The organism is Granulicella sp. S156, from assembly GCF_009766105.1.
In the GTDB taxonomy this organism is placed as follows: domain Bacteria; phylum Acidobacteriota; class Terriglobia; order Terriglobales; family Acidobacteriaceae; genus Granulicella.
In genome coordinates, this window is the sequence record NZ_LMUH01000022.1 from 452552 (window position 1) to 458788 (window position 6237).

Here is a 6237-nt window from a genome sequence, read left to right on the forward strand (position 1 = left end):
TTACGTCTGTTGCTGGTTGTGAACGGTCTTCCAACAATGGAAAGAAGTCTGCTCAACCGTGCAGCGCACTTCTTTTCAGAAACATGACGCAAGCCCGCGCGGAGGGCTCTCATGAACATCGCTAGTCGCCTTTACCTGTCAATCCTTCTTCTCTCCAGCACACTCACCCTTTCCGGCAACTTCATACGAGCTGCTGCGCAGGATTCGCCGACTCCTCCAATTGCTTACCCGCAGATTGTGCGGCTGAGCCTTGTCCAGGGCGACGTGCGCATCTCACGCGGCAAGCAGGCGGAACGGACTACAGGAGCAACCTGGGAGAGAGCTTCAGCCAATATCCCTCTGGAGGAAGGCTTCAGTCTCGTTACAGGCCAAGGTCGCGCCGAGATCGAGCTCGAAGACGCTTCCACCCTGTATCTCGCCGAAAACTCCGCACTTGTCTTTAACATTCTCAGCAGCACGGATGGCGTTCCTCATACCGCGATCACCCTTCTTACCGGCACGATCAACTTGAACGTCAAAACCATCGCTGCCGGCGAATGGTTTTTACTCTCTACGCCTACGAATGCCGTCTCACTCCGATATCCCGAAAAAGCCTATCTGCGGGTTAATAGCTATCTCGACGCCACCGCTCTTACACCGCAAGACTCTTCGGCAAGTCTTCATCTGACAAGTGGCGGGACGGTGCAAGCCACGAAAGGGCAAACCTTCACCTCCCACAACGGCCTGCCTTTTGTCCTGGATACATCCGCGTCCTCCAACTTTGCTGAGTGGGATAAATGGGTAGTTGATCGCGTCAATGCACGGTCTGATTCCCTCTCCGCTGTCATGAAGGATGCGGGGCTCTCTTCCCCCCTTCCTGGACTGGCAGACATGAACGCCCAGGGAACTTTCTTCGCCTGTGCGCCCTACGGCACATGCTGGGAGCCGTCCCACGGTTGGACCCATCAGGCGAAGGCGAGCGGACAGCCTGAATATCAGCAGTCTGCATCTGCGCCTTCGGCACCGCAACAGCCGATGCCTCAAGGTTCACCGCAATTTCAGCAGGTAGGCTACGCAGCCAGTTCCTCACCATACTGGGAGGACGAAGACCCCTTTCCCTGTTCCCCTGACAGACTTCGCTACCTGCTTCAAGACGATCCCGCAACAGGCCTCACTGACGTGATCGGGAGTGAGCTTGTAGACGATGACTATCCCTACGATTGGGTCGTCTGTAACTCCGGCAGTTGGCTTTACCGGCAGCATCGCTATGTATGGGTCGTTGGCAAGAGACACCATCACCCTCCACTGCATTGGGTCAAATCCGGACGCACCACCGGCTATGTTCCCCGCCATCCACACGACGTCGAAGGTAAGCCCCCTCTGAATCTGAAGCACGGAATCTTCGTACCGAATAACAAGAGCAAGTCTGTCGAACAGGTCGCCTTCGATCCCAAGTCGTCGATCAAACTTCTGCAAGAGCCGCCAAAGGATTTTCGTAGCCCGTACTTCCCTCCGCTCGCCCGAACGGAGGCTCCGCACCTCGAAGCACATCTGGTCAAAGACACCTTCACCGGCAATAAAGAGTCGCATGGGATGAATCCCGGAGCCATCATCACCTTCGACCACAAGTCCCAGAGCTTCATGCTGGCCAGACAGGTTACACAGGGAGGCCGAAGCACCACCATTAGCGAACCCTTTGGCGGTCGTACGAACGGAGCTCGATCGGACGGCGATTCGGGACGAGGAGGCAGCAGCTTCGGAGGCAACCGAGGGTCTGGTGCCACAGGCTCCTCTGCGCGATCAGGTGGCAGTAGTGGTGGTTCCTCCAGAGGCTCGTCCTCTGGGTCATCCGGTGGTAGTGGCGGAGGCGGTGGGGGTTCTCACGGGAGTTCGGGCGGAGGTGGCGGCGGAGGTGGTGGTGCATCATCCGGTGGCGGAGGCGCCTCATCGGGTGGTGGAGGCGGTGGAGGCGGACATAAATAGATCCAGTCCACAAGTGTTGTGACTCCGCAAAGTACAATTTCTCCATGAATCGCGTCACGATCTCGCGTCTTGTTCTAGCTGCAACGCTCCTTGTGTCCGCAGACTTGTTCGCTCAGAGCACTCCCACGGCAACCGCGCCTGCACCCGGCGACCCTCTCAGTTCTACGTTCAAACTCAATCCGGTGACGATGCCAACACTTTCACCGGAGGTGATCGAGTTGATCAAACTGGAAGGCCAGTTCTCCGACTCAGTGGCCAAAGGAGGCGGCAAGGCCTTCGCCTCGTGGTTTGCCGACGACGCCGTTACCCTGAACAACGGCAAGCCCGCCGTACTCGGACGGACAGCCATTGCAGCCGCAGCCAACTGGGACCCCAAGACCTACCAGCTCTCCTGGTACGCCGAAGGTGCTCAGATGGGGCCCTCTGGCGACACAGGTTTCACCTGGGGTCACTATGACGCGCATGCGCACGATGCCAAGGGCCAACCGATAACGCTCTCAGGCCGTTACATCACCTTTTGGAAGAAGGTCTCAGGCGCATGGAAGGTAGCGCTCGATGCCAGCGCCGAAGACGCTCCCGCAGTCGGCGATTGTTGCAAACTGCCAACCCCTTAAACAACGAGAGCAAAGAGGCGGATATCCGCATCTTTGCTCTCTATAACCACATGAAGTGGAACGCTGTTTTGAGGGATAACTGACTACTCGTCGTTCTCCCTTAGCTTTGCCAGCACGCCAAAGTCCTCCAGAGTAGTCGTATCGCCCTTCACCTCACCGGTCGTTGCGAGCTCGCGCAGCAGCCGTCGCATGATCTTGCCCGAGCGCGTCTTGGGCAGCATCTGCGTAAAGCGCATGTCGTCGGGACGGGCTAGGCCGCCGATCTCCTTCGCGACCCACTGCCGCAGCTCCTGCCGGAGTTCCTCGGTTGGCTCATGTCCCTCTTCGAGCGTCACGAACGCGGCAATCGCCTGCCCCTTCATCTCACATGGACGCCCCACCACGGCGGCCTCCGCCACCTTCGGGTGCGCCACCAGCGCGGACTCGATCTCCATCGTGCCTAGCCGGTGGCCGCTGACGTTAATCACATCGTCTACGCGGCCCATCAGCCAGTAGTAGCCATCGGCATCGCGACGGGCGCCATCGCCCGTAAAGTAAATTCCGGGAATCTCTGAGAAATACGCCTTCTCATACCGTTCGGGATCGCCCCAGATCGTCCGTGCAATCGACGGCCACGGCTTCTTGATGACCAGCAGTCCGCCCTGTCCTGCGGGAACCGGATCGCCTTCCTTCGTCACAACCTCTGGCACCACGCCGAAGAACGGTCTCGTCGCCGAACCGGGTTTCGTCGCGACAGCGCCAGGAATCGGCGCAATCAGGATCGCTCCCGTCTCGGTCTGCCACCAGGTATCGACAATCGGGCAACGCTCCTTGCCAATCTCGCGGTGATACCACATCCACGCCTCGGGATTGATCGGCTCACCGACTGTTCCGAGCAGCCGCAGGCTCGCCAGCGAATACTTATGCACCCACTCGTTGCCCCACTTGATAAACGCGCGGATCGCCGTCGGCGCCGTGTAGAAGACCGTCACCTTATGGTCGTCGACGATCTTCCAGAAACGATCGTTCTCCGGCCAGTTCGGAGCGCCCTCATACATCATCACGGTGACACCGTTCTGCAACGGCCCATAGACCACATAGCTATGCCCGGTTACCCAACCGATGTCAGCGGTGCACCAATACACATCATGATCCTGCAGATCGAAGATGTACTTACTCGTCAGATACGTCTGTACGGAGTAGCCGCCCGTCGTATGAACAAGACCCTTGGGTTTGCCAGTTGTCCCGCTGGTGTACAGGATGTACAGGGGATCTTCGGCGTCCATCGGTTCCGCAGCACATTCGGCAGCCGCGGAGGCCATCGCCTCGTGCCACCAGAGATCGCGGCCCTCTTTCATCGCAACCGTCACGGACGGAGCACGCTGATACACGACAACCTGCCGCACTCCCGGGCACTTCTCCAGGGCTTCGTCGACAATCTTCTTCAGCTTCACCTCAGCGCCGCGACGGTAGCTGAGGTCCTGCGTCACCACCACCTGACAATCGGAGTCATTCACGCGATCCGAGATAGCCTGCGCTGCAAATCCGCCGAAGATCACCGAATGTACCGCTCCGATGCGCGCACAGGCCAGCAACGCAATCGCCAGCTCCGGGCTCATGCCCATGTACACCGCGACGCGGTCGCCCTTCTTCACGCCGATCGACTTGAGCACATTGGCAAACTTCTGCACCTCTACGTGCAATTCGGCATAGGTCAGCTTGCGGACTTCGCCCGGCTCGCCTTCCCACAGGAGAGCCACCTTGTCCTTGCGTGCACCCTTCGCGTGGCGGTCGACGCAGTTATGCGAGAGGTTCAGTTTGCCGCCGGTAAACCACTTCGCATGCGGCCCGGCGCCTTCAAGCACCTTCGTCCACGGCGTGAACCACTCTAGTTCAGCAGCCGCCTCGGCCCAGAAACCTTCCGGATCTTCGACGCTGCGCTTGTACATTCGCTCATACTCGGCTTCGCTGCCGATACGCGCCTTGGCGGCAAACTCCGCAGGTGGCGGAAAAACACGATCCTCCCGCATGAGCGATTCAAAGTTTTCGTTGGGTTTGCTTTCCACAGACGTGCTTTCAACAGACATAGACTGCTCTCGGCTCCGGGGCCGACATTCTCGTCTAGCGAGAACAGGCCCAAGGCAAAAGTACGTCATCGCCTCATCTGAGGCAACACGCACGGTCATAAATGGCGTGACATCATCAAAACTGTGAACTTTCTGGTTAGCTCGACTATTGGATTCTTCCTCGGGTTCGTCTTCGGCGTGGGCTGCGCTCTTGCTGTGATGTACTCCATCTTTCTCGGAGGCTACCGTGCCGCAGTCCGGGATGCCGAACTTCCCACACCAACGCCTCGTCTGCTCAAAGAGCGCGCCAGGCTGCACACCGCAAAACCACCCCTGGGCTAAGGAATGTGCTTACTGGCGGCCCGCCAGCTCGGCCCGCATAGCCGTAACCTGTGCCGTAAGCTGCTCGATAGCCTGCATAAGCTCCCTGCTATGTACTGTTTCCGTAGTCGGAGTCTTACCCTTCACGAAAAATGTGCCATTCGGCTCCAGCACGCATTGGTCAACGTCGGCAGGGTCGTTGAATCCGTTCTTATTGAGCACAGAGACCAACTCCTCATACGTCAGGGTCTCTTTTTTCAGCGCTTCCTCCGAGACGACACCGTTCGCGATCAACATCGTCTGCGAGCCCTCCAGCGTCTGGTTCAACCTGGGCGATCGATACAAAAACCACGTCAGCAGCCAGTTGATGGCCAGCAGCGAAAAGGCCCCGATGATGCCTCCACTCACCGAGTTATCATCACCGATAATCGCATTCTGCACCGTATTCGAGAGACTGAGCAGCACCACCAGATCAAAGGGGTTCAACTGCGCCAGTTCACGCTTGCCAAAGAGCCGAAGAAATACGATGAGACAGAGATAAACGATGATGGGGCGAAGAATCTTCTCCATCACCGGCAACGGCAGATGGAACATGCTGTGCATAATGCTGTCCATGATTTGTGACTCCCTGACCCTTAGGTTTTATGCGCCTGCCGCTGGAATGGCTTCATCTTTGCTACGTCTTGTAAAGATCGTGCCGTGCTATTTTTCGGAAAGAAAATCTCGTAAACACCTTTCGCTCCTATATATATCTGCCGTGAACCACGCTATCGGGGAAAGCTCCGGGGTAACCGCACCCGTTCTCCTTCCACGACCGTCAAATACCACGTACTAGAGGCTGACAGCCCGCGTAGAAAGTTGTTCTTACGACATAGAAACAACACTTGCCGTCGTAACGGTATCAAAACCATAAGAGTTGTACACAAGGCACCACTGGCGCACGTAGGGAAAGACTGCTGATTCTGGTATCTTTCTCATAACTTCATCCGTTCATTCATTGAATCGGTTCGTATCCCAAAGGCATCAGGAATCTACCAAAACATGGCTCAGCCGCTCCGCAGCAACGACCCGAAACCGAAGGACATCAGCTTCAGCCACTTCGGCGTTCTCGACGATGGCAAGCGCAGCAAAAGTGCGGCTATTACCTCGATCACGATCAACGTCGTGGCCGCGGGCATCATCATAGCCCTCGGCTTCGTGGTGAAGAATAACCCCACGGTCGCCAAAGAGGTTGCGGTGCTTACGCTTCCACCAAAGCCGCCTGAGGTCCAACCGGTACCCAAGCCCCCTCCGCC

At 57.6% G+C, this 6237-nt stretch carries 5 protein-coding genes and 1 pseudogene; 4 read left to right on the top strand and 2 right to left on the bottom strand.

From position 1 onward, the window contains the following. Window positions 1–111: 111 nt before the first annotated feature. Entirely contained in the window at window positions 112–1962 is a 1851-nt protein-coding gene (locus GSQ91_RS25750; RefSeq protein WP_216845305.1) for a FecR domain-containing protein, read from the top strand. Window positions 1963–2006: 44 nt separating this feature from the next. Then, window positions 2007–2576, top strand: a complete 570-nt coding sequence (locus GSQ91_RS17640) for a DUF4440 domain-containing protein (protein ID WP_158823063.1) — start codon at window positions 2007–2009, stop codon at window positions 2574–2576. An 83-nt stretch (window positions 2577–2659) separates the two neighbouring features. On the opposite strand, the gene acs is transcribed toward GSQ91_RS17640, so the two are convergent. Beyond that, entirely contained in the window at window positions 2660–4642 is a 1983-nt protein-coding gene (gene acs / locus GSQ91_RS17645) for an acetate--CoA ligase (protein WP_158823064.1), read from the bottom strand. Between the two features lie 123 nt (window positions 4643–4765). Here acs and GSQ91_RS17650 point away from each other — a divergent pair, with 123 nt between their 5' ends. Further along, window positions 4766–4963, top strand: a complete 198-nt coding sequence (locus GSQ91_RS17650; protein WP_158823065.1) for a hypothetical protein — start codon at window positions 4766–4768, stop codon at window positions 4961–4963. A gap of 9 nt (window positions 4964–4972) precedes the next feature. Here the strand turns inward: GSQ91_RS17650 and GSQ91_RS17655 are convergent, their stop codons facing one another. Then, complete coding sequence (locus tag GSQ91_RS17655) at window positions 4973–5557, bottom strand: DUF421 domain-containing protein (RefSeq protein WP_158823066.1); 585 nt, start codon at window positions 5555–5557, stop codon at window positions 4973–4975. A 426-nt stretch (window positions 5558–5983) separates the two neighbouring features. Between GSQ91_RS17655 and GSQ91_RS17660 the strand changes: the two are divergent. Continuing rightward, window positions 5984–6237 (top strand): annotated as a pseudogene (locus GSQ91_RS17660) (hypothetical protein); the annotation flags it as partial.

Bases quoted from the DNA above. Each gene is read 5' to 3' on its own strand.
- acs (WP_158823064.1), bottom strand. From the start codon at position 4,642: ATGTCTGTTGAAAGCACGTCTGTGGAAAGCAAACCCAACGAAAACTTT.
- GSQ91_RS17655 (WP_158823066.1), bottom strand. From the start codon at position 5,557: ATGGACAGCATTATGCACAGCATGTTCCATCTGCCGTTGCCGGTGATG.
- GSQ91_RS17640 (WP_158823063.1), top strand. From the start codon at position 2,007: ATGAATCGCGTCACGATCTCGCGTCTTGTTCTAGCTGCAACGCTCCTT.
- GSQ91_RS25750 (WP_216845305.1), top strand. From the start codon at position 112: ATGAACATCGCTAGTCGCCTTTACCTGTCAATCCTTCTTCTCTCCAGC.